Below are 21,898 nucleotides of genomic sequence, written 5' to 3'. Positions count from 1 at the left end.
GGCAAGTTCGGTAACTTTGCTGGCTCTCCGGGCCGTTGGCGCGGGTTGAAAGCCCTTTCCTGCCCATGGCCGCTCCCCTGCTCATTGCCTTCGACGCCGACGACACGCTCTGGCCCAACCAGCCCCACTTCGACCAGGTGGAAGCCCGCCTGTTCGAAATCATGGCCCACTGCGGCGACGCCGCCCACATCAGCCGGCACCTCAACGACGTACAGCGCCGCAACATGCAGCTGTTTGGCTACGGCGCTAAGTCGTTTATGCTGTCCATGATTGAAACCGCCATCCAGCTCACCAACGGCAACGTGCGCGGCTCCGATATTCAGGAAATCCTCGACATGGGCAAGGACCTGCTGCGCTACCCCATCGAGCCTCTGCCCGGCGTGGTGGAGGTGGTGACGGAGCTGCGCCAACGCGGCCACCGCCTGCTGGTGCTCACCAAAGGCGACCTGTTCGACCAGGAAAGCAAGATTGCCCGCTCCGGCCTCGGCGACCTGTTCGACCACGTGGAAGTGGTCAGCGAGAAAAACGAAGCCACCTACCAGCGCCTGCTAACCCGCTACAACGCCTCCGCTGCCGACTTCGTGATGATCGGCAACTCCCTAAAATCCGACATCCTGCCCGTGGCCCGACTGGGCCTGCGGGCCGTGCACGTTCCCTACCACGCCAACTGGATTTTCGAGCACGTGGAGCCGGAGCAGCTGGCCGGCCTGGCGTTCCACACCGTGCAGGACGTCCGCGAGGTGCTAGATTATCTGGGGTGATGAGGTGATGAGGTGATGAGGTGAAAAGAACGTCATGCTGAGCGAAGCGAAGTATCTCGCGTGCTGATGTTGTAATACTATTCAGCTGTCAGCACGCGAGATGCTTCGGCTGCGCCTCTGCATGACCGCCACACCCCACCATTCCACCAAGCCACAAACCCACTAATCCGGCTTCTGCCATTCTGTCATTTTCGCCCCGAAAAGCCTACCTTTGCCCTCCACCGAACCGTGAAGCTGACGCCGCCGAGGCCTTTTTCCATGTCCCAACCGCTGATTACGCTCGACTTTCTCGACACGCCCACCCTGCCCACGCCTGCCGTGGACGCCACCACCCATGCCCACGAGCCCTCCGGCGAGGTGCGCGTGAGTGCGGCCACCCGCACCGGCCAGGGCCGCAAGCTCTACATCGAAAGCTACGGCTGCCAGATGAACTTCTCGGACTCGGAAATCGTGTCCAGCATCCTGTTTGAGCAGGGTTTTGATACCACCGACGACTTGGCCAGCGCCGACCTCGTGCTGCTCAACACCTGCTCCATCCGCGAGAAGGCCGAGCAGACCGTGCGCATGCGCCTCTCCCAGATCAACAGCTACAAAAAGCGCCGCCCCAGCATGCTGGTGGGCGTATTGGGCTGCATGGCCGAGCGCCTGAAAAGCAAGTTTCTGGAAGAAGAAAAGCTGGTGGACTTGGTAGTGGGCCCCGACGCCTACCGCGACCTACCCCAGCTCATCCAGCAGGTAGACGGCGGCCAGAAAGCCGTGAACGTGCTGCTGAGCCGCGAGGAAACCTACGCCGACATCACGCCCGTGCGCCTGAACTCCAACGGCATCACGGCCTTCATCAGCATCATGCGCGGCTGCGACAACATGTGCTCGTTCTGCGTGGTGCCCTTCACCCGCGGCCGCGAGCGGAGCCGCGACGCCCACAGCATCGTGCGCGAGGCGCAGGACCTGGTGGCGGCTGGCTACAAGGAAGTTACCCTGCTCGGCCAGAACGTAGACTCCTATAAATGGGCCTCTGAAGACGGCCAGGAGCACGTGAACTTTGCGCAGCTGCTGGAGCGCGTGGCGCTGGTGAGCCCGGAGCTGCGGGTGCGCTTCTCCACCTCGCACCCCAAAGACATTACGGACGAGGTGCTGCACACCATGGCCCGCTACGACAACATCTGCAAATACATCCATCTGCCGGCCCAGAGCGGTAATTCGCGCATCCTGGCCCTGATGAACCGCACCTACGACCGGCCCTGGTACGAGGAGCGCGTGCAGGCCATCCGCCGCATCCTCGGCGACGACTGCGCCATCAGCACCGACATGATTTCGGGCTTCTGCTCCGAAACCGAGGAAGAGCACCAGGACACGCTCAGCCTGATGGAGTACGTGAAATACGACATGGCCTTCATGTTCTTCTACTCCGAGCGCCCCGGCACGCTGGCCGCCCGCAAGCTCGAGGACGATGTGCCGCTGGAGGTGAAAAAGCGCCGTCTGGCCGAGGTCATTGCCACGCAGCAGCAGCACAGCCGCCTGCGCAACCTGGCCGGCGTAGGCAAGGTGCATCGTGTACTGGCCGAAAACTTCTCCAAGCGCAGCAACGAACACCTCAGCGGCCGCAACAGCCAGAACCAGGTGGTCATCTTCCCCAAAAAGCACTACCAGAAAGGCGACTATGTGGACGTATTCGTGCACGAGTCCACGACGAACACGCTGCTGGGCGAGGCGGTAGACTAAGCCGTCTGTCATCCTGAGCTTGCAAAGAAACCTGTCACGCTGGACCGACATCGTTCGGCAGTAACTCCTGACTGGAGCATTCACCAGCTCAGGATGACGGATTTTCTTTGGTCTGCCTGAAAATAAACCGCCCCGCTTTTCGTCTACCCTACGAAAACCCTTCCGACTTGACACCATCAGAGATTCAGAGCATCAAACAGCGGTTCGGCATCATCGGCAATGCGCCGTCGCTGAACTACGCCATTCAGGTGGCCACGCAGGTAGCGCCCACCGACATGACGGTGCTGATAACGGGCGAAAGCGGCTCCGGTAAGGAGTCGTTTTCCAAGATTATCCATGCCCTGTCGCCGCGCAAGCACGGGCAGTTCATTGCCATCAACTGCGGCGCCATCCCGGAAGGCACCATCGACTCGGAGCTGTTCGGGCACGAAAAGGGCTCGTTTACCGGCGCCCAGGAAGCCCGCAAAGGCTACTTTGAGGTGACCAACGGCGGCACCATCTTCCTCGATGAGATTGGCGAAATGCCGCTCGGCACCCAGGCCCGCCTGCTGCGTGTGCTCGAAAACGGCGAGTTTATCCGCGTCGGCAGCAGCAAGGTGCAGAAGACTGACGTGCGCGTAGTGGCCGCCACCAACGTGAATCTGCTCGACGCCGTGCGCGAAGGGCGCTTCCGCGAAGACCTTTACTACCGCCTGAACACGGTGCCGATTACGGTTCCACCACTGCGTGAGCGTGGCGATGATATTTACCTGTTATTCAGAAAGTTCACCACTGATTTTTCTGACCGCTACCGCGTCAAGCCGATTACGCTGACGCCCGATGCGGTGCAGGAATTGCAGCGGTTCCGCTTCCCCGGCAACATCCGCCAGCTCAAGAACGTGGCCGAGCAGTTGTCGGTGCTGGAGACGGACCGCGAGATTGACAGCCGCCGCCTGCGCCAGTACCTGCCAGCCGAGCAGGCCAGCCAGCTGCCCATGCTGCTGCACGCCGCCGGCCCCGACGCGGCCGGCAGCGGCTACTCGGAGCGCGACCTGCTCTACAAGGTGCTCTTCGACATGCGCCGCGACATGACCGACCTCAAAAAGCTGGTGCTGGAAATGGCCGCCGGCCAGCGCCCGCAGGACTCGCAGGAGCTGCTGCGCCAGAACAGCCACCTGTTCACCAACCTCAACGCCGCGCCCTACGACGGCGGCGCCCGCCCCCTGCGCCAGCCCTCGCCCGATGGCGGTGCCACGGAGTACATCCTCACCCCCGGCCCCCTCGACGACGCCACCGACTACGAGGACGAGGTGCAGCGCGTGGAAGACATTCCGCACGAAACAGAGGAGGAAACCCTCTCGCTGGAAGCCAAGGAGAAGGAAATGATTCTCAAGGCCCTGAAAAAGCACCACAACAAGCGCAAATACGCCGCCCACGACCTGGGCATCTCGGAGCGCACTCTCTACCGCAAACTCAAGCAGTATGATCTGGAAAACGCGTAGTCTGGACCGGCGAGTTGTCAGCCGCAAGCTGCAAGCCCTTAACTATAAGTCGTATATGTTGTGGCTGGCGTGCATCTTGCCGCTTGTAGCTTGTAGCTTCTTCCTGAGTGGCTGCTCGGTTTACTCGTTTTCGGGCACCAACATCGACCCGGAGGTGAAAACCATTTCCATCAGCACCTTCCAGAACAACTCCAGCAACGGCCCGTCTTTCCTGGCCCAGCGCTTCACCGAGGACTTCAAGGACTACTTCCAGCGCAACACCACGCTCAAGCTGGTGCCGCGCGACGGCGACCTGCAGTTTGAAGGCGCCATTACGGCCTACGACTACGCGCCGGCCGCCATTCAGAACCAGGATGGCATTGACCAGGCCGGCGTCAACCGCCTCACCATTCAGGTGCGCGTGCGCTACTCCAACACCAAGGACCCCAAGCAGGACTTCGAGCAGACGCTCCAGAGCAACGGCGACTTTCCGGCCGACCAGGACATTACGCGCATCAACAACGACCCCACCGCCACGCGCCGCATCACCCAGAACATCATCACCGATACGTTCAACAAGTCGGTGGCGAACTGGTAGCGGGCGGGGCGGCCGTATGGGCAAGTGGGCAAATTGCTGTATTGTTGCGGCCCCGCAGGGCACTGCCACGCCTGTTGCCAGGTAGTTTCGCTTGGGCTGAATCCGGCTAACCGTTCAGCCACTTAACCATTTAACGTAAAATGACCCGCGCGTCGCTGTTACACATTCTGGACCACGTAGGCGGGATTTCGGAAGCGGAAATCCGGGAGCTGGAGCAGCTGGCCGCGGCTTTCCCGTATTGCCAGACGGCCCACCTGCTGCTGGCCAAAGCCGACCACGACCGGGGCAGCATGCTGGCCAGCCAGCGCCTGCGCCGGGCCGCCACCTACGCCGCCGACCGCCAGCTGCTGCGCCACTTGCTGGAGCAGCCGGTGCAGGAGCGCCTGGCCGCCCCCGCGCCGCAGCATCTGGTGGGCACGGCTGCCGCGCCGCAGGCAGCGCCCGCCCAGCCCGCCGGCAACACCGCCGCTTTCCTGCAGACGCTGGAGCCCGAAGACGTGCTGCCGCTGGACAACACGCCGGAAGACACCGACGGCAGCAGCGCCACGCTGGTAGAAGAAGAAGCCCCCGCGCCTGCCGCCACCATTCTGGCCGCTGCGGCGGGCGCCCCGCTGGCCACGCCCGCCGTAGCGGCCAGCGCTAATACCACAGCCGCAGCAGATGCCGTAGAGCCCACCGAAGCGACCAGCACTGAAGCTGCAGTTTCTCCGGAGCAAGTGGAGCCCATTGAAGCTGTTGGCAATGAAGCCACAGTTGCTTCAGATACCACCGTGTATGCCGAAACGGCCGGCCCTGAAGCCACTGCTGAGGCCTCAGCAGCCACCGAAGCTGCGCCGGAGCCAGCCGTTCCAACCACCTCGGAAATGGACGCGCCGGCCGAAACGGCAGTTTCCGTAGGTGAGGCTGCTACTTCGGCCGTTTCTGAAGAACCGGAACTAGTAGCCGCCCCAAACGAAACCGACAGCCCAGCTGCCAGCGCAGAACCCGCAGTAGCATTAGCAGAAGAAGCGCCGGCCGACAGCTCGCTGGAAGCCACTACGGAGCTCGTTCCGGCGGAGGAAGAGCTACTACCCCCGGTGGCGCCGCCCATCCGGCCGCCGGCAGAAGCCGGTATTTCCCGCTTCGAGTTTGGGCTGGCCGTGCCGGATGCCCTGCCGGCGCCGTCCTCCTACCAGCTCACCGGTGCCGATTCCGACGACGACCTGGCACTGCTGCTCCCGCCCGCGCCCAAGCCGGTAGTGCCGGCTTTCCACTCGGATGCGGCGCTGGCATACGCCTTGATGGGCGGTGGCAGCCGCCTCGGCTACGCCCTGCAGATGCAGGACGGCGAGCTGACCACCGGCCTGCCCACCGACGAGTTCTTCGCGCCCGATGCCCTGCTGCAAGCGCACGCTGCCGCGCATCAGCCCAAGCGCCGCCCGGCCCGCTCCTCCCTGGCCCTCATCGACCAGTTTCTGCAGAATCAGCCGCGGCTGAAATCGGCGGCCAAGCGCCCGGCCCCGGCCGAGGAGCAGGACGATCTGTCGGTGCGCAGCACCAGCGTGGTGCCGCAGCTGGCCTCTGAAAGCCTGGCCAAAATCATGGTCAAACAGGGCAAAATCGATAAAGCCATTGAAATATATGAACGGCTAATGGTGCGCCAGCCGGAAAAAAGCGCGTACTTTACCGACCAAATTCACCAACTGCAAACTCCGGAGTAGATGTACACTGCGCTCATTATTGTAATCCTTCTCGTGTGTTTCCTGCTGGCCCTGGTGGTGCTGGCCCAGAACCCCAAAGGGGGTGGGCTTTCCAGCCAGTTCGGCTCGGGCGGCGCCGCCAACCTGATGGGCGTGAAGCGCACCGGCGACCTGCTGGAAAAGCTCACCTGGGGTTTCGCCATTGCCCTGATGGTGCTCACGCTGGGCACCCACGTGCTCAACGGCACCACCGATGCCGGCCCCGGCCGCAGCATCAACCAGCAGAAAGCCCTCGAAACCCGCCTGCCCGCCGCTCCGGCTCCAGCAGTGCCCGGCGCTCCGGCCCCCGGCGGCGCAGCTGCTCCGGCTACTGCCCCCACTCAGGCACCAGCCCAGGCCCCCGCACCCGCTCCGGCCCAGTAATCAGTTCCGGCTTTCCACAGTCTGCAACGGCGGCTTCCTTCATTGGGAGCCGCCGTTTTCTGTGTTGGTTGGTGGACTGCCATAGTGGGCAGCAGGCTGCCACGGCCCGAATGCTGCACTTTCGTCAGCCCTGCGTTCTGCTACCTTCGGGCCGCCAACTGCCGTGGCGGGTGGTGGCGGAGCCGTATTTTCTGTCAGCTTTGGCAGGCTGGCGTAGCAAGCTGACCGATTTAAGGCCATTCTGGCGTTCATTCTGTCAGGTTTGGCGGGCTGGCACGGGAAGTGCGGAACGCTCGGCACCACCTTGTTTCAAGTAAACCTTTCAACCAAAACGTACAATATGTCGCTTAGCATCAAACCGCTGGCTGACCGCGTGATTGTCGCGCCGGCCGCTGCCGAGGAAAAAACCAAATCGGGCATCATCATTCCCGACACGGCCAAGGAGAAACCCCAGCGTGGCGAAGTAGTAGCCGTGGGCGAAGGTAAAGTGGCCGACAACGGCACCACCATCAAGCCCCAGGTAAAAGCAGGTGACCAGGTGCTGTACGGCAAATACGCCGGCACCGAAATTACGGTGGATGGCCAGGACTACCTCATTATGAAGGAGTCGGACATCTTCGCCGTACTGTAGGCCTCCCTTTCTCTCTTTCTGAATTCCCCATACCCGAATAACTGATGGCTAAGAACATCCAATTCGATACTGACGGCCGCGACAAGCTGAAACGCGGTGTAGACAAACTGGCTAACGCCGTGAAAGTAACCCTCGGCCCCAAAGGCCGCAACGTGGTTATCGACAAGAAATTCGGCGCCCCAAGCATCACCAAAGACGGTGTGACGGTAGCCAAGGAAATTGAGCTGAGCGACCCGGTGGAAAACATGGGTGCCCAGTTGGTGAAGGAAGTAGCCAGCAAAACGGCTGACCAGGCCGGCGACGGCACCACCACTGCCACCGTACTGGCCCAGGCCATCTACGCCGCCGGTTCCAAGAACGTGGCCGCTGGTGCCAACCCCATGGACCTCAAGCGTGGTATCGACAAGGCAGTAATTGCCGTGGTTGCCAACCTGAAGACGCAGAGCAAGAAGATTGAAAACTCGTCGGAAATTGCCCAGGTAGGCGCTATTTCGGCCAACAACGACATGGAAATCGGCAAAATGATTGCCGACGCCATGGACAAAGTGGGCAAGGAAGGCGTTATCACGGTAGAAGAAGCGCGTGGCACCGAAACCGAAGTGAAAACGGTGGAAGGCATGCAGTTCGACCGCGGCTACCTCTCCCCTTACTTCGTGACCAACCCGGAGAAGATGGAGGCCGAGTTCGATAACCCCTACATCCTCATCTACGACAAGAAGGTGAGCACCATGAAGGAGCTGCTGCCCGTTCTCGAGCAGGTGGTGCAGACCGGCAAGCCGCTGGTTATCATCTCCGAGGACGTAGACGGCGAAGCTCTGGCGACGCTGGTAGTAAACAAGCTGCGCGGCTCGCTAAAAATCGCGGCCGTGAAGGCTCCTGGCTTCGGCGACCGTCGCAAGGCCATGCTGGAAGACATTGCCGTTCTGACGGGCGGTACGGTTATTTCGGAAGAGCGCGGCTACAAGCTCGACAGCGCCACGCTGGAGTACCTCGGCACGGCCGAGAAAGTTATCATTGACAAAGACAACACGACCATCGTCAATGGTAAAGGTGAGAAGGAAACCATCACCGCCCGTATCAACGAAATCAAAGCCCAGATCGTCACCACCACGTCGGACTACGACAAGGAGAAGCTGCAGGAGCGCCTGGCCAAGCTGTCGGGTGGCGTAGCCATCCTCTACATCGGTGCTAGCACGGAGGTGGAGATGAAAGAGAAGAAAGACCGCGTAGACGATGCCCTGCACGCTACCCGCGCCGCCGTTGAGGAAGGCGTGGTACCCGGCGGTGGCGTGGCCCTGGTGCGCGCCCTCGATGCCCTGGAAGCAGTTGATACCCTCAATGGCGACGAGCGTACCGGCGTGAACATCATCCGCACGGCCTTGGAAGCTCCCCTGCGTACCATCGTGCAGAACGCCGGTGGCGAAGGCTCGGTAGTAGTGCAGAAGGTGCGCGAAGGCAAAGGCGACTACGGCTACAACGCCCGCGAGGACCGCTACGAAAACCTAATGGCCGCTGGTATCCTAGACCCAACCAAAGTAACGCGCCTGGCGCTGGAGAATGCCGCTTCGATTGCCGGCCTGCTCCTGACCACCGAGTGCGTGATTTCGGACGAGCCCGAGGCTGAGAAAGACCACGGCCACGGCGGTGGTGCCCCCGGCATGGGCGGCATGGGCGGCATGATGTAAGCATCAGCCGCTAAGCCAACCGCTTAGACAAAAAGCCCCGCTGGACTTCGGTCCGGCGGGGCTTTTTTGGTTGTACAAATAGCGGATGTGGTGCCACGAATTGCCCGGAGGGCTTCGTGGCACCACTATCGTAGAACGAGACGCTGGACTATTACCGCACCACCGATAGTGGTACCACGAAGCCCTCTGGGCAATTCGTGGCACCACACCGGCAGACACGAAAAAGCCCCTCCGGACACGCAGTCCGGAGGGGCTTTTCACTGAAATACTACAATCCTAAGCCGTTACCGGCTCAGCCATCATGGTGTTGAGGCGCTTGTAAAGCACGAACAGAATGAGCGAGGCAACGGCCGACAGCCCCACGAAGATCATGAAGAAGTCGTAGAGGCTGGTGATCTGGAAGCCCAGGAACGAGGGCCAGTTAGCAGCCAGTCCCAGTTCCGACAGTTTGGCCGTTACGTCGGCGGTAACCTGCGAGGTGCCGTTCAGAATGCCGGGCAGGTTGATGCCTTCCTTGGAAGCCTTGGCAAACTCGCCGGGGCCGGGAGGATACAGCCCCGACAGCACGCCCGCCAGCTTGTTGCCGGCAGCCGTGGCCAGAAACCACACCGCCATCAGCAGCGAGGCGAAACGGGCCGGAGCCAGCTTGTTCACCAGCGCCAGACCAATCGGCGACAAGCACAGCTCGGCGAAGGTGTGCACCAAGTACATGGTGATCAGCCAGAACATGCTCACTTTAGTATTAGCGTCTACGCCCTTCACGCCGAATGCAATGATGAGGTAGCCTACCGCCATCAGCATCAGGCTGATAGACATTTTCAGCGGCGACGAAGGCTCGGTGCCACGCTTGCCCATCCAGGTCCAGAGGACCGCGAAAATCGGAGCAAAGATGATGATGAACAGCGCGTTGGCCGACTGGAAATACGAAGCCGGTACCACGGACGAGCCCAGAGTACGGTCGGTCTGCTCGTCGGCGAAGAACGTCAGCGAGGCGCCGGCCTGCTCGAACGTGCCCCAGAAGAAGATTACGAAGAAGCTCAGGATGAAAATAACGTAGATCTTCTGCTTCTCGCGGGCCGTGAGCGTGGGGTCGGTCAGGATGGTAACCGGGGCTACAATCATCGCCGAGAACACCAGCGCACCAATCCAGTCGCGGTCCATCAGCCAGGCAACTGCAGCGTACACCACCGCAAACAGACCGATGAGCATCGGGAGCTTGCTGGCGAAGCTCTTGGCAGGCTGGGCAATCGTCTCGGAACGAACCGGGCCGTCGGTCTGCACGGGCACTACCGGGGAGTGCTCTACGGTGCGCTCGGGCTTGGCACCCAGCGGAGCGCCTTCGGCCGTCACTACATACTTGTTTTTCAGCAGCTCAAACGTGAGGCTGCCAACCAGCATGCCGATACCGGCGGCCAGGAAGCCCCACTTGAAGTCGGACGGGTTGCCGGTGTCACCGAGCGTGCCGCACACCAGAGGCGAGAAAAACGCGCCCAGGTTGATGCCCATGTAGAAGATGGTATAGGCCGCGTCGATGCGGGAGTCGCCTTTGGGGTAGAGCGAGCCTACCATCGAGGAAATATTGGGCTTGAAGAAGCCATTGCCGAAAATCAGGCAGCCGAGGCCGACAAAGAACAGCAGCAGCTGGGCGGAAGGCACTTCCGTCTGGCCGGCGCTGTACATCGAGGCCGAAAAGAACAAGGCAAACTGCCCGGCGGCCATCAGCAAACCACCCACCAGGATAGAACGGCGGTTGCCCCAGTACCGGTCGGCCATGTAGCCGCCCAACAATGGCGTCAGGTACACGAGCGAGGTATAGTTGCCGTAAATCAATGACGACATCTCCTTGTTCATAAGGAGTGCCTTGAGCATGTACAAAGACAACAGGGCCCGCATACCGTAGTAGCTGAACCGCTCCCACATCTCGGTGGCAAAGAGCACATAAAGGCCCTTCGGATGGCCGGTGGAAGCGGCCATCTGGGGCTGCTCCCGCACAGCGGAGGTCGTTTGCATGAAATAGAAATGAAGTGGTAGAAAGGAAGAAAAAGCCGCCGGCTGCAACCGCACGGAGGTTGGTAAAGCTACAAAAGTTTCCCAACCCCCGAATAGCATCCCCCGTTTGCCGGCCTTGGGCCTTGCACCGACTGCCTGGCGCCAGCGAATTTTCGCAAAATTTCTGCCGGCAACGTTGCCAGCCCGGCGTTTTGCCTATTTTTGTCTTACCGTTCCCCCATTTTCCCACCCAACCCAGTTTTCGGCTTCTGATATGCTAGATTCCGCCGCTACTACCCGCCTGGCTCCGCTGGGCATCACGCAGGCCGCGCAGGTGCACCTGAACCTCACGCCTGAGCAGCTCACCCAGGAAGCCCTGCGCCGCCACGAAGGCGTACTCACCGACACCGGCGCCCTGATGGCCGACACCGGCCAGTTCACCGGCCGCTCCCCCAAAGACCGGTTCGTGGTGAAAGACGCCGGCACCGCCGACAGCGTGTGGTGGGGCGACATCAACATCCCCTTCGCCGAAGACAAGTTCGACCAGCTCCACCAGAAAATGGTGCAGTACCTAGCCGACAAAGAGATTTACGTGCGTGACGCCTACGCCGGCGCCAACCCCGACTACCAGCTCAAGCTGCGCGTGGTGAATGAGCTGGCCTGGCACAACCTGTTCTGCTACAACATGTTCCTGCGCCCCGCCGAGGGTGCTGATACCAGCTGGACGCCTGATTTCAGCATCATCTGCGCCCCCGGCTTCGAGGCTGACCCGGCCGTAGATGGCACCCGCCAGAAGAATTTCGCCATTCTGAATTTCTCCAAGAAGATGATTCTGATTGGCGGCACGGGCTACGCCGGTGAGATGAAAAAGGGCATCTTCGGAGTGCTCAACTACCTGCTGCCCCACGAGCGCGCCACGCTGCCGATGCACTGCTCGGCCAACGTGGGCAAAGACGGCGACACGGCCATCTTCTTCGGCCTCTCGGGCACCGGCAAAACGACGCTTTCCGCCGACCCCAACCGCGGCCTGATCGGCGACGACGAGCACGGCTGGACGCCCGATGCCGGCATCTTCAACTTCGAGGGCGGCTGCTACGCCAAGGTTATCGACCTGAGCGCCGAGAAGGAGCCTGAAATCTGGAACGCCATCAAGGCCGGCTCCATTGTGGAGAACACGCGCTTCGTGCCTGGCACTACCACCGTGGACTACGCCAACAAGAGCGTGACCGAAAACACCCGCACGGCCTACCCGATCAACTTTATTCCAAACGCCATTGAGCCCAGCGTGGCCGAGGCGCCCAAGAACATCTTCTTCCTGACGGCCGACGCCTTCGGGGTGCTGCCTCCCATCAGCAAGCTCGACAAGAGCCACGCCATGTACCACTTCATGAGCGGCTACACCGCCAAAGTGGCCGGCACGGAAATGGGTGTTACGGAGCCGCAGACCACGTTCTCGGCCTGCTTCGGCGCTGTGTTCCTGCCGCTGCACCCCACCAAGTACGCTGAGATGCTGGGCAAGAAGATGGACGAAAACGAGGTGAACGTATGGCTGGTGAACACCGGCTGGAGCGGCGGCAGCTACGGCGTCGGCTCGCGCATGAAGCTGGGCTACACCCGCGCCATGATTACGGCCGCCCTCAACGGTGAGCTGAACGACGTGGAGTTCAAGAAGCACCCCATCTTCGGCGTGGAAGTACCGGCCTCGGTGCCGGGCGTGCCCACCGAAATTCTGGACCCACGCGCCACCTGGGCCGACCAAGAAGCCTACGACAAAACGGCCGCCGACCTGGCCCAGAAGTTTGTGGCCAACTTCCAGAAGTACGCCGATTTCGCCAACGACGAAATCCTGGCCGGCGCCCCCAAAACGGCCGTTGAAGCCAGCGTATAACGCTTGATGCATAGAAAAGAGCCCCGCTGGCGTTGCCGGCGGGGCTCTTTTTTTTACGACAACCGGGGGCTTTCTATGGCGTGGCCCAGTGATGTCAGCCAGTGGTGCAGGCCCGCGTAGGTGGCGGCATCGGCGGCCAGCTCTTCTCCCTCCTGCGTCAGGATGGTGTCGCACCCCAGGCAGATGTTGAGCATTCCCACCACCTCATCATCCGCGCTGTAGAAGACAATGGCATCCCGGTAAACCGGCGCGCACATCCAGTAAATAATATTGGCCGCGGGCAGACTCAACAGCTCCAGCAACACCTGAATCCGTGAGTCGAAACCGGGCAGAGAAGCTATGGGCGTGGCCGTGAGATTGTACGCGCCGGGCACTTCCATCAGAGTGGAGGTGGCCAAGTCGTTGGTATTTCGCAGTCGGTTCAGATAGTCGCGCAGAGCAGGCAGATCCGGGGCGGCACAGGTCAGCAGACGCTTACGGGCTCGTTGCGCCTCCACCTGCGCAGCCTGCTGCAGTTGCTCCCATTTTGGCCCGCGCAGCAGCGAATACGTGGTCAGATAGTCGAATGACAGTGTGGCGATATAGTCGGCAGTGGTTTTCATGGCTCGGCAGGACGCGGCATGTGCCGCGGCGTAGCTCTTCCGCGGGCAACAAGTTTAAGAGGAAGATTGCCGCAAATCCTTGAAATGCCAGTAATTTGCCCAGCTTTTCCAACCCTTCCACCTTCTCTTTCTGATTATGCGCAAGCGTTTGCTGCCGCTGTTTCTGTTGTTTCTGTCGCCGCTGAGCTTGTGGGCCTGGGGCGTTGACGGCCACCGCGCCGTGGGCCAGATTGCCGAAAACCACCTCACCCGCAAGGCCCGCCGCGAAGTGCAGCGCCTGCTGGGCACCGAAACGCTGGCGTTAGTGAGTACATGGCCCGACGAAATCCGCTACTATCCGGAGTTCAAGGACACCGCCCCCTGGCACTACGTCAACTCGCCCGCGGGCCTAAACGAGACGCAGTACCTGCAAGACCTGAAAGGCCAGACCAGCCCCAACGCCTACAACATGCTGCAGGCCAAGCTTCGGGAGCTGACCGACTCCAGCAAGACGCAGGCCGAGAAGGTGGCGGCCCTCAAGTTTGTGGTGCACCTCGTGGGCGACGCCCACCAGCCCCTGCACGCCGGCCACGCCGACGACAAGGGCGGCAACGACATCAAGGTGAAATACCGCGGCAAGGACACCAACATGCACAGCCTCTGGGACAGTGGCCTGATCGATTACCAAGGGCTGAGCTACACGGAAATGGCCACCAAGTACGATGGCCCCATCCGGCGCCGGCAGGTGCGCGAGTGGCAGGCGTCGTCGCCGGAAAGCTGGTTCTGGGAGTCGTACCAAGCCAGTGAGCAGGTGTACCGCAGCGCCCCAGCCAACGGCGACGTAGACTACAACTACTACCCGGCGCACTCTGAAATGATGAAGCAGCGCATCCAGCAAGCCGGCGTACGGCTGGCGGGTTTGCTGAACGAGGTACTGGGCTAGACCGGCATTAGGCCAGCATGGGCAGCCTGGAGGAAGCTATCCGGGCTGCTCATCGGTAGTCTACTGTTCCTATTATTAGATTTATCCGATGCGTTTTTACTACAAGCTCATGCTGGCGGCCGGCCTGCTGCTGGGCGCGCCACAGGCGCGGGCCCAGTTTACAGGAACCTGGGCAAAGGCAGATATCCCGCTGCCTTACAACCGGCGCTACCAAGTAGGTGATATCCTGTTCGACCCCGCACAGGACCGCGCAGACTTTGCGCTGCGGCCGTCCGGCCGCATTTACCAGTATTACAATTTCAACACCACCTACAGCGGCGGGCGCCCTGAGCTGCGCCGGCAGCTGCAGGCAGCCCTGCGCACGCCACCGGCCGGCACCAGCGGCAGCGGCTACCTTACGGTGCGCTTCGTGGTGAACTTCCGTGGGGAAACCGACCGTTTTCGGGTACAGGAGCTGGATTCTGCGTACCAGCAGCAGGCGTTTGCGCCGCCTCTGGTGGCGTGGGTGCTGCGCGCCTGCCGCGACCTGCACAGCTGGCAGCCGGGCCGCATTGATGGAGAAACCCAGGACAGCTATTTCTATTGCACGTTCATCGTGCGTGAGGGTTCCATTCAGGATGTTCTGCTATGATACGCTACGCATTAGTGCTGCTGCTGAGCCTGCTGTTTCGCCCGGTGGCTGCCCAGCCCAACTGCCTGATCTACCCGGCTGGCTCGCCGGAGCGGGCAGCGTGTGAGCTTTACCTGCAGGCGCTTGAGCTCCCGCAGGGCTCCATTCAGTCGCAGGTGTACTTCGACCGGGTAATAGCCCTGTGCCCGACGTTTGCCCCAGCCTACCACGAGAAGTCGGTGCCGTTTCTCAAACGGGGCGACTTTCTGACGTGGAAAAAGCTGATCGACGAAGCCGTGCGGCTGCAGCCGGACCGCTACCTGGCCGACCGGGGCTGGTGCCGCTTCAAGTTTTTGCGTGACTACCGCGGCGCGCTGGCCGACATTACTCGATTGCAGCAACTCACCCACAACCAACCTGGGCAGTCCGGCGACGGCAGCTACGATTTGCGCATCCTGGCGGCGCTGTGCCAGCGCGAGCTGGGTGACCTGCGTGCCGCCCTCACGACCTTCGACGCCTGCATAGCCGACAATAAAACCCAGGACCGGGTGGGCCTCTACGACTATCTGCATCGGGGCATCACGAAGCTACGGCTGCACGACTATGCCGGGGCTCTCGCCGATTTTAAGCTGCAGCGCACCGTCAATGGGAAGCTGGCTGAAACCGATTACTACACTGCGCTTATACTGCGGCAGCAACACCAGGCCGGGGCGCTGGCGCACATGCAGAGCGCCCGGCAACTATGGCAGCAGGGCTACCGCCTCAACGACCCATATATGAGCATGCCCGACGAAATATCCCTCCCGGATATCGACCGATTTTTACAACAACAGTAGCGTATCCAGCACGCAGCCAACGGCCCCGCTGACGTGTGTCAGCGGGGCCGTTGGCTGTTTTTTATCGAATGTCAGCTTATTTTTTCTGGCTGGACTTCCCGTTCAGCCAAGCCGCTGCCGCCACGCCGGCTCCCACCAGCAGGGCCGCTTTCAGGCCGGTGTTGCCGCGGGTGATGGCCTCGGTGTAGTAGCTGGTTTCGCGGGTGCTGCCGGGATAGTTGCCGCGCTCCTCCAGTTGGCCCATGGGCCGGTCGAGGCCATTTTGTTGTAGCGGGCGCGGGGCGTAGTCGGCTTTCTCCTGCTTGGCGAAGGACTTCTCCATGAACTGGTCGAGCAGCGCCGGAGTCCAGCGGTTCATGCCGATGAAGGCCCGGCCGCCGCCGCCTACTACTACGTCGCGCTCAGGATGGGCAGCTGCGTACAGAATGGCGCGGGCCACGGTTTCGGGGGCGTAGGCGGGTGGGGCGTGCTTGGCTTCGCGCTCCATGAAGTTCTTAGCGTGAATCGGGTAGGGCGTATCGATGGCGGCGGGCTGAATCAGGGTTACCGAAATCGGGGCCTCGTCCATCTCCAGCTCCATGCGCAGGCCGTCGGTGAAGCCCTTTACGGCGTGCTTGCTGGCCGAGTAGATGGTCTGCAGAATGGCCGTGACTTCCGACAGAATACTGCCCACGTTGATGATGGCGCCGCCCTTACCTTTCAGGTGCTTGGCCGCTTCCAGCGAGCCATTCACCAGGCCCCAGAAGTTCACGTCGAACAGGCGGCGCATGTCTTCTACCGGCACCTGCTCAAGCTTGCCGTAGATGCTCACGCCGGCGTTGTTAATCCAGGTATCGTAGCCGCCGTAGAGGCTGGCGGCTTCCTGGGCCAGGCGCTGCACGTCTTCGGGCTTGCTCACGTCGGCCACCACGTAGTCGGCCTGGCCGCCGGCCTGCCGGATTTCGCTGGTGAGCTGGCGTAGGGCGTCTTCGCTACGGGCCGCCAGAATCAGGCGGGCACCGGCTTTGGCGGCCATGCGGGCCGTTACGAGGCCGATGCCGGACGAGGCGCCGGTGATGACGATGGTTTGTTGGGAGAGTTTTTTGAGTTTAACAGACATAGTGAGGGTGGACAAAGTGGAAAGTGTAGCATAGCGGGTGGCCCGTGGCCAGCCCCCTTAGGCATACGCGCCCGGCGGCCGGGCGTTATGTTGAGCTTGGCGCGGCCCAGCCGGCGGCGCGTGCTTTTCCGGTTTACCTTTGCCCCATGCCGCACACTTTCTTCGCCCCCGACCTCTCCGGCCTCACCTACACGCTTCCCGAAGACGAAAGCAAGCACGCCGTGCGGGTGCTGCGCCTGAGCGCCCCCGACCCCGTGGTGCTGGTGGACGGCCGCGGCGGCGTGTTTCAGGCCGAAGTGGCCGACGCCAACCCCAAGCGCTGCCAGCTGCGCATCACCCACGAAGCGCAGGTGCCGCGCCGCCCCTATTTCGTGCACGTGGCCGTGGCGCCCACCAAAAGCCTCGACCGGATGGAATGGCTGGTGGAGAAAGCCGTGGAAATCGGCGTCGACCGTCTCACGTTTCTACGCTGCGCCCGCTCCGAGCGGCGCGAGCTGAAGCTGGAGCGCCTGCACAAAATCGCCGTCAGCGCCCTTAAGCAGTCGGGCCAGGCGTGGCTGCCGCAGCTGGACGAGCTGACGGACTTCGCCGACTTCCTGCCCACCATCGACGGCGCCTCCAGCTTCATCGGCCACCTCGAGGAAGGCGACCGGACGCCGCTTTCCCACGTGGCGGCAACCGGAGCCAGCTGCTGCGTGCTCATCGGGCCCGAAGGCGACTTCACGCCCCAGGAAATTGCGGCGGCCTTTGCCAGCGGTGTCCGACCCGTGACGCTGGGCGCCTCCCGCCTGCGCACCGAAACGGCCGCCCTGGCCGCCGTGCACACGGCGCACGTGGCGCGGGAGTTGGCCGAAAACCGCTAAGTTGAACGCCTGCCGCTCTCTTCTGCGTTTCTCTCTGAACACCGCTGCCCCCATTTTTCTCGCCCGCATATGCTGAAGACCCTCTGCCTGGCTATTACGTTTCTGCTGCTGCTCACGGCCGCGGCGCCGCCCGCCGCGGCTCCCAGCTTCCGCATTGCCAAACTGCACTACGGCGGCGGTGGCGACTGGTACGCCAACAAAACTAGCCTGCCCAACCTCATCCGCTTCTGCAACCAGACACTCAGCACCAACATAGCCCCCGACGAGGCCACCGTGGAGCTGGACTCGCCGGAACTGCTCAGCTACCCGTTTGTGCACATGACCGGCCACGGCAACGTGTTATTTTCCGATGCTGAGGCCAAGAATCTGCGCCGCTACCTGATGGGCGGCGGCTTTCTGCACATCGACGACAACTACGGCCTCGACAAGTTCATCCGGCCCGAGATGAAGAAGGCGTTTCCCGAGCTGGAATTTGTGGAGCTGCCCTTCTCCCACCCCATCTACCACCAGAAGTTTCAGTTTCCCAGAGGCTTGCCCAAAGTACACGAGCACGACAGCAAGCGCCCCCAGGGCTTCGGCCTGCTCTACAAGGGCCGCCTGGTGTGCTTCTACAGCTTCGAGTGTGACCTAGGCAACGGCTGGGAAGACCTGGGCACCTACCCCGAAGACACCCCCGCCACCCACGAGGCGGCCCTGAAGATGGGCGCCAATCTGGTGAGCTATGCCCTCACCCAGGACTAACAAAAAAGCGTGCTTCCTGGGGCAAACACCCTACTTTCGTAGCTTGAACTCCACACAAAACGTAATGGCCTCTTCGGCAGCAAGCCCGGCCATCCTCTCTCGCCTACGCCTCGAAACCAGGCCGTTTCACGACGCCGTCGAAACCAACCGCTTCAACCAGGCCCTTACAGCCGGCACTGTTACGGCCGCCCATACAGCGGTGTTTCTGGCCCGCATGTATGGTTTTGTGCAGCCCTATGAGGCCGCTCTGCGTCGGCACGCCGCCGCTTTTGGCCCCGAGTGGCAGCTGGAGCAACGCTACCGAGGCCATCTGATTCTGGAAGACCTGGCCCGGCTGGGCTACTCCGGCACGCCGCCGCTGTGCCCGGCCATGCCGCCACTCGAAACCCGCGCCCAGCTGTTGGGCGCGATGTATGTGCTGGAAGGCTCGACGCTGGGCGGGCAGGTGATTGCGCGGCAGCTGGGCGCCGCCGGCATTGCCGGCCGCACCTTCTTCGCCGGCCGCGCCGAGCGCACCGGTCCACTCTGGAAGCAGTTCACCCAGCTGCTGGAAGCGGCCGCCACGCCCGAAACCGCCGATACCATTGCCGCGTCGGCCGTTCACACGTTTCAAACTCTTGCCGCATGCCTCACACCGGAGTAAACCTGTCCGACGAAGCCCTGCTGGGCCAGCCCGTCACGCTCACCAACTGCGACCGGGAACCCATTCATATTCCGGGCCTGATTCAGCCGTATGGTTTTTTGCTGTGCCTCGATGAGCAGACCCGGCAGGTGGTGCAGGCCAGCGCCAACACCAAGAGCCTGCTGGGCATTGCCCCCGAACACCTGCTGGGCGGCGGCCTGGGCCAACTCATGGAGCCCGAGCAACTGGTGTTGGTGGAGCGGGCCTGGCCTATCGCTACCGAGCAGAGCCGCCTGCTGGGCGTGCGCCTGGACCGCGTCATCAACCGCCCCCACTTCAAGCTGGTGCTGCACCGCTTCGACGGCCTGCTGTGGGTGGAGGGTGAGCCCGTGGCCGATAACTCCGTCAGTGCCTTCGACCTGCCCTCTCTCAACCAGAACCTGGGCAGCATGCTCAGCGCCAGCACCACCCAGCAAATGTGCGAGGTGGTGGTGCAGCAGGTACGCGAAATCACGGGGTTTGACCGCGTGGCCGTCTACCGCTTCGCGCCCGACGACAGCGGCGAAGTGGTGGCCGAAGCCGTGCGCGAGGATCTGCCCCCCTGGCTGGGCATGCACTACCCGGCCACCGATATTCCGAAGCAGGCCCGGGCCATGTACCTCAAAAACTGGCTGCGGTTTATCCCCGACGCCGGCTACGAACCCGTACCGCTGGTGCCCGCTATCCGCCCCGGGGGCACCCGCCCGCCCGACATGACCTACTCGGTGCTGCGCAGCGTGTCGCCCATCCACATCCAATACCTGCACAACATCGGCTCGGCGGCCACCATGACCATTTCGCTTATCGAGGACGGCAAGCTCTGGGGCATGATAACCTGCCACCACCAAACGCCCCGCCTGATCAGCTACGAGCTGCGCGACCTGTGCCAGTTCCTGGGCAAAACCATGTCGGCCCTGCTCCGAACCAAGCAGCAATACGACGAGTTGGCCTACCGCCAGCACATCACCCAAACCCAGACGCACCTGTTTGAGCTGGTGAGCACCCAGCCCAACTTTGTGGATGGCCTGCACCGCTTCTCGCCCAACCTGCGCGACGTGTTTCAGAGCGGCGGGGTGGCGGTATGCATCGAAAACGAGATTTTCACCGTGGGCAACTCGCCTACTCCCGAGCAGATTGCCGACCTCATGGTCTGGCTGAATAAGCATATGGAGAGCGAAGAGTTCTACACCAATTCTTACCCCCGTCTTAACCCGGCCGGCCTGGCCATGCGGGCCACAGCCAGCGGCCTGCTGGCCATTCGCCTGGCCCAGAACCCCGGCGACTACATCATGTGGTTCCGCCCCGAGGTGATTCAGACCGTGACCTGGGCCGGCCGCAACGACAAAGTGCCCACCACCGTCGATGGGGAGGTATTTCTCTCGCCCCGGCAGTCGTTTGAGGCCTGGAAGGAAACCGTGGAAAACTCGGCCCTGCCCTGGCTGCCCATGGAGCTGGAAGCGGCCCACGAAATCCGCCTCTACATCGCCGACCTGCGGCTGAAGATGTTCAACGAGGCCGTGAGCAAGGCCCGGGCGCTGGCTTCGCTCAACGAAGACCTCGAGCGCAGCAACGACGAGCTCGACTCCTTCGCCTACGTGGCCTCGCACGACCTGAAAGAGCCGCTGCGCGGCATTCATAACTACTCGCTGTTTCTGCTCGAAGACTACGCCGACAAGCTCGACGAAGACGGCGTGCACAAGCTGCAGACCCTGGTGCGCCTGAGCCAGCGCATGGAAGCCCTGATTGAATCGCTGCTGCAGATTTCGCGCGTGGGCCGCCAGGAGCTGGCCCGCGTGCCCGTGGACCTGAACACGATTCTGGCCGAAGTGCTCGACCTGCTGGCCCCGCGCCTGGAGCAAACTGCCACTGCCGTGCGCGTGCCCGAGCCCCTGCCTACGGTGCTGGGCGATGCCGTGCGCCTGCGTGAGGTTCTGGCTAATTTGCTCACCAACGCCATGCGCTACAACGACCGGCCGGAAAAGCACGTAGAGGTAGGCTTTCTCAGCCCCGGCTCTCCCCTGCCCAAAACCCACATCGACCCCGCTGCCTTCCATACCATCTACGTTCGCGACAACGGCATCGGCATTGCACCTCGCCACCACGAGGCTATTTTCCGGATTTTCAAGCGGCTGCACAGCCAGGAAAAGTACGGCGGCGGCACCGGTGCCGGTCTGGCCATCGTGAAAAAGATGATTGAGAAGCACGGCGGTACGCTGTGGGTGGAGTCGGAGCTTGGCGAAGGCGCCACCTTCTATTTCACCATTCCTAAGGCTAATTCTCTCTGATGTCCACGCTCAAACCCGTACTCGTCGTTGAAGACAGTGCCGAAGACTTTATGGCCCTGGGCCGCGCCTTCCGCAAACACTCGCTGCAGCACCCGGTGTTGCGCTGCGAAGACGGCGACCAGGCCCTGGACTACCTGCAGGGCTACGGTAAGCATCCGAAGTGGCCACTTAGCCTGCCGGCCATTGTGCTGCTCGACCTGAATATGCCCGGCACCGACGGCCGCACCGTGCTCGATACCTTGAAGCAGGATCCGCAGCTGGCCAGCATTCCGGTCATCATCTTCACCACGTCGTCTAACACCAAGGATATTGAGGAATGCTACCGGCTGGGGGCCAACAGCTACATGACCAAGCCGGTAAACTACCCCAGCCTGGAAGAAAAGGTGCGCCTGATTGTGAAGTATTGGCTGGAATGTTCTGAACTGCCCCCTCTCAACTAAGCC

The 21,898-nt window shown here is 62.0% G+C and carries 20 protein-coding genes; 17 read left to right on the top strand and 3 right to left on the bottom strand.

The features are described from left to right. Positions 1–65: 65 nt before the first annotated feature. From N008_RS16465 to groL, 8 genes are all read left to right on the top strand, one after another. Positions 66–761, top strand: a complete 696-nt coding sequence (locus tag N008_RS16465) for an HAD family hydrolase (RefSeq protein WP_044018992.1) — start codon at positions 66–68, stop codon at positions 759–761. A gap of 258 nt (positions 762–1,019) precedes the next feature. Then, on the top strand, positions 1,020–2,483 hold the full coding sequence (miaB, locus tag N008_RS16460; RefSeq protein ID WP_044017502.1) for a tRNA (N6-isopentenyl adenosine(37)-C2)-methylthiotransferase MiaB: 1,464 nt from the start codon (positions 1,020–1,022) through the stop codon (positions 2,481–2,483). Between the two features lie 167 nt (positions 2,484–2,650). After that, the gene (locus tag N008_RS16455; RefSeq protein ID WP_044018991.1) at positions 2,651–3,964 is read left to right on the top strand and encodes a sigma-54 interaction domain-containing protein; all 1,314 of its coding nucleotides are present in this window, start codon (positions 2,651–2,653) and stop codon (positions 3,962–3,964) included. Next, positions 3,945–4,541 (top strand): LptE family protein, encoded by a 597-nt coding sequence (locus N008_RS16450; protein ID WP_231569732.1) that lies wholly within the window; start codon positions 3,945–3,947, stop codon positions 4,539–4,541. Before N008_RS16455 ends, N008_RS16450 begins: the two co-directional genes overlap by 20 nt. Positions 4,542–4,681: 140 nt before the next feature. Beyond that, positions 4,682–6,241 (top strand): hypothetical protein, encoded by a 1,560-nt coding sequence (locus N008_RS21800; protein ID WP_052381651.1) that lies wholly within the window; start codon positions 4,682–4,684, stop codon positions 6,239–6,241. Continuing rightward, the gene (gene secG / locus N008_RS16440) at positions 6,242–6,643 is read left to right on the top strand and encodes a preprotein translocase subunit SecG (RefSeq protein ID WP_044017501.1); all 402 of its coding nucleotides are present in this window, start codon (positions 6,242–6,244) and stop codon (positions 6,641–6,643) included. A gap of 340 nt (positions 6,644–6,983) precedes the next feature. Next, positions 6,984–7,274 (top strand): co-chaperone GroES, encoded by a 291-nt coding sequence (gene groES, locus N008_RS16435; protein ID WP_044017500.1) that lies wholly within the window; start codon positions 6,984–6,986, stop codon positions 7,272–7,274. Between the two features lie 44 nt (positions 7,275–7,318). Further along, on the top strand, positions 7,319–8,959 hold the full coding sequence (gene groL, locus N008_RS16430; protein WP_044017499.1) for a chaperonin GroEL: 1,641 nt from the start codon (positions 7,319–7,321) through the stop codon (positions 8,957–8,959). A 276-nt stretch (positions 8,960–9,235) separates the two neighbouring features. Here groL and N008_RS16425 read toward each other — a convergent pair whose 3' ends face one another. Continuing rightward, positions 9,236–10,969 (bottom strand): peptide MFS transporter, encoded by a 1,734-nt coding sequence (locus tag N008_RS16425; protein ID WP_052381650.1) that lies wholly within the window; start codon positions 10,967–10,969, stop codon positions 9,236–9,238. Positions 10,970–11,222: 253 nt separating this feature from the next. Here N008_RS16425 and pckA point away from each other — a divergent pair, with 253 nt between their 5' ends. Further along, entirely contained in the window at positions 11,223–12,836 is a 1,614-nt protein-coding gene (gene pckA, locus N008_RS16420) for a phosphoenolpyruvate carboxykinase (ATP) (RefSeq protein WP_044017498.1), read from the top strand. Positions 12,837–12,889: 53 nt separating this feature from the next. Here the strand turns inward: pckA and N008_RS16415 are convergent, their stop codons facing one another. Beyond that, a complete protein-coding gene (locus N008_RS16415) occupies positions 12,890–13,438 on the bottom strand; it encodes a hypothetical protein (protein WP_044017497.1) in 549 nt (182 codons plus the stop codon). A gap of 136 nt (positions 13,439–13,574) precedes the next feature. Between N008_RS16415 and N008_RS16410 the strand changes: the two genes are divergently transcribed. The 3 genes from N008_RS16410 (at position 13,575) to N008_RS21795 (ending at position 15,806) form a co-directional block, all read left to right on the top strand. Continuing rightward, positions 13,575–14,360: a S1/P1 nuclease gene (locus N008_RS16410; RefSeq protein WP_044017496.1), complete on the top strand. Its 786-nt coding sequence runs from the start codon at positions 13,575–13,577 to the stop codon at positions 14,358–14,360. An 88-nt stretch (positions 14,361–14,448) separates the two neighbouring features. Continuing rightward, on the top strand, positions 14,449–14,991 hold the full coding sequence (locus N008_RS16405) for a hypothetical protein (protein ID WP_044017495.1): 543 nt from the start codon (positions 14,449–14,451) through the stop codon (positions 14,989–14,991). After that, positions 14,988–15,806 (top strand): hypothetical protein, encoded by an 819-nt coding sequence (locus N008_RS21795; RefSeq protein WP_156109355.1) that lies wholly within the window; start codon positions 14,988–14,990, stop codon positions 15,804–15,806. Before N008_RS16405 ends, N008_RS21795 begins: the two co-directional genes overlap by 4 nt. 76 nt (positions 15,807–15,882) lie before the next feature. Here N008_RS21795 and N008_RS16395 read toward each other — a convergent pair whose 3' ends face one another. Continuing rightward, positions 15,883–16,905, bottom strand: coding sequence for an SDR family oxidoreductase (locus N008_RS16395; RefSeq protein WP_044017494.1), 1,023 nt, complete (start codon positions 16,903–16,905; stop codon positions 15,883–15,885). 146 nt (positions 16,906–17,051) lie between these two features. On the opposite strand from N008_RS16395, the gene N008_RS16390 reads away from it, so the two are divergent. The 5 genes from N008_RS16390 (at position 17,052) to N008_RS16370 (ending at position 21,895) form a co-directional block, all read left to right on the top strand. Next, positions 17,052–17,768 (top strand): 16S rRNA (uracil(1498)-N(3))-methyltransferase, encoded by a 717-nt coding sequence (locus N008_RS16390; RefSeq protein ID WP_044017493.1) that lies wholly within the window; start codon positions 17,052–17,054, stop codon positions 17,766–17,768. 69 nt (positions 17,769–17,837) lie between these two features. After that, the gene (locus tag N008_RS16385; RefSeq protein WP_044017491.1) at positions 17,838–18,509 is read left to right on the top strand and encodes a DUF4159 domain-containing protein; all 672 of its coding nucleotides are present in this window, start codon (positions 17,838–17,840) and stop codon (positions 18,507–18,509) included. Positions 18,510–18,552: 43 nt separating this feature from the next. Continuing rightward, the gene (locus N008_RS16380) at positions 18,553–19,152 is read left to right on the top strand and encodes a biliverdin-producing heme oxygenase (protein ID WP_156109354.1); all 600 of its coding nucleotides are present in this window, start codon (positions 18,553–18,555) and stop codon (positions 19,150–19,152) included. Further along, the gene (locus N008_RS16375) at positions 19,134–21,455 is read left to right on the top strand and encodes an ATP-binding protein (RefSeq protein ID WP_052381647.1); all 2,322 of its coding nucleotides are present in this window, start codon (positions 19,134–19,136) and stop codon (positions 21,453–21,455) included. Before N008_RS16380 ends, N008_RS16375 begins: the two co-directional genes overlap by 19 nt. Then, complete coding sequence (locus tag N008_RS16370) at positions 21,455–21,895, top strand: response regulator (RefSeq protein WP_044017490.1); 441 nt, start codon at positions 21,455–21,457, stop codon at positions 21,893–21,895. Before N008_RS16375 ends, N008_RS16370 begins: the two co-directional genes overlap by 1 nt. Positions 21,896–21,898: the final 3 nt, after the last annotated feature.

This window comes from Hymenobacter sp. APR13, assembly GCF_000737515.1.
In the GTDB taxonomy this organism is placed as follows: Bacteria; Bacteroidota; Bacteroidia; order Cytophagales; family Hymenobacteraceae; genus Hymenobacter.
This window is presented reverse-complemented; position numbering and strand designations above follow the sequence as displayed.